Annotated in this window: 2 protein-coding genes; both read left to right on the top strand. The window is 36.8% G+C overall.

What is annotated here, in order from left to right; translation table 11 throughout:
• Positions 1-507: 507 nt before the first annotated feature.
• On the top strand, positions 508-1,368 hold the full coding sequence (locus IV54_RS09625) for a ParA family protein (protein ID WP_013356270.1): 861 nt from the start codon (positions 508-510) through the stop codon (positions 1,366-1,368).
• Position 1,369: 1 nt separating this feature from the next.
• Complete coding sequence (locus tag IV54_RS09620; RefSeq protein WP_016526703.1) at positions 1,370-1,669, top strand: hypothetical protein; 300 nt, start codon at positions 1,370-1,372, stop codon at positions 1,667-1,669.
• Positions 1,670-1,752: the final 83 nt, after the last annotated feature.

Below are 1,752 nucleotides of genomic sequence, written 5' to 3'. Positions count from 1 at the left end.
CCGGCCATGATATAATAGTCATTAAACTAGATGACTTTTTTGTGGCGCTCACCGATGCCAGTCGGTGGGTGTTTTTTTTTATGCAGTTTTTTAGGTATTACTTCTTTTGAACTACTGACAGTGTCCCCCATGATTCACAGTTAGTACAGCAAACGGTGGAAATAATGTTAAAAACACATCATATAATAGGACTGTCAATACCAATGATTATAGCCCTTTCATAGGATATCTGTCAACAATTATATTTAATTTACCTTTTTCCCTTTATCTATTTTTCCCTAAATAGAATTATCCCTAAATGGAATTATCCCTATATCCCTTTTTCTATTTAGGGATATTTTTAATTCCCATTCTAACAGTGTTCTCAGTCGATAAGTATCCCTTTTTCCCTTTATCCCAATTTCTATATATCCCTAATTCTATATATCTAAATAACTATTTAGGGAAATTTCCCTTTTGCTATTAAATTGTGGTATACTAATTAAAAATCAATTGGAGGTCGTTGTTATGGATATTCCAGACGTAGTAAAGGCTATACAGTCTCGTGATGAGGCATTAACCATTGTGATTGGTAATCAAAAGGGTGGCGTGGGAAAAACAACTAACACGTATCTCATCGCTTATACCTTAGCTAAAATGGGAATACATACGTTGGTTGCAGACTTAGACCCACAAGCCAACGCCACTAAAACACTAATGTTAACGAAAAGTCAGCAGGAAGATACCGTGTACTCAATTAAAAAAACTCTGATGGTAGGCGTACAGGAGAAAGATCTAACAGACTTACCAGTTAAGATAATGGATAACCTTGACCTAATTCCTTCATATATTGATTTCCAAGATTTCACGAAATATTTATATCAGAATACGAATAATGAGTACGAAGAAACACATCTGTTGGAACCCTTGTTTAATCCATTGAAGAAGAAATATGATGTAATTCTGTTGGATGTGCCACCATTTAGTATTGAGATTACCCGTAATGCTGTTATCTTCTCAGACTTTGCACTTATCAGCTTGCAAACACACGATGATAGTCTATCCGGTGCAGAAGAGTATGTGAATACCCTTTCTAAACTTCAGCAAGAGTATCAGCTAGATATAGAGGTAATTGGTATCTTGCCAATGCTTCACGATGCCCGTAACGGTGTCGATCAGACAATCATACAATCTGCTAAGGATGAGTTTGGAGAAGAAAATGTATTCACAAATATTGTTACTCAAATGGCCCGGATTAAACGATTCCCAATTAATGGAATTACCGATAAGGACCGCTTCGATAAGCGAGTGTTAGACAAGTACCAGCAAGTTACCGATGAGTTATTAAGCCGGATTGGCTTATTTATAGATGATAAGGAGGCCAAGTAAGATGCCAAGTAAAAAGCCTAATATTCTTCAACGAAGGGTTACCGGAGCGGTAAAGCCATCAGAAGAGTACCATGCAACAGATAATGCTACGAAAAAAGAGAATAAATCTTCCTCTATGCCAAAAAATCAGAAAAAATCCCTTAAGGTATCCGCAGAGACTTACAAGGATATGAAAGTCCTGAAGACAATTGAACATGTTAGCTTCGACTACGAGATTATCCAGCTTCTTATTGACCAGTATTACAAGGATATGACCGAGGAACAACAGCGCAGGTATACCGTATTGCGGGAGAATATGTAAGCAGTGCTACATTAAAATAAAAGAAAGAGGTAGATTGTAAAATTAATCCGAACGCTGTTCGGACAAAAAAGATCAGCTTCCTT

It is taken from the genome of Levilactobacillus paucivorans, from assembly GCF_001437125.1.
GTDB lineage: Bacteria > Bacillota > Bacilli > Lactobacillales > Lactobacillaceae > Levilactobacillus > Levilactobacillus paucivorans.
Note: the sequence above shows the minus strand (reverse complement) of the source record. Positions and strands in the feature narration are given on the sequence as shown.

Excerpts from the sequence above, each read along its gene's own strand:
- IV54_RS09620 (WP_016526703.1), top strand. The coding sequence starts at position 1,370 with ATGCCAAGTAAAAAGCCTAATATTCTTCAACGAAGGGTTACCGGAGCG.
- IV54_RS09625 (WP_013356270.1), top strand. The coding sequence starts at position 508 with ATGGATATTCCAGACGTAGTAAAGGCTATACAGTCTCGTGATGAGGCA.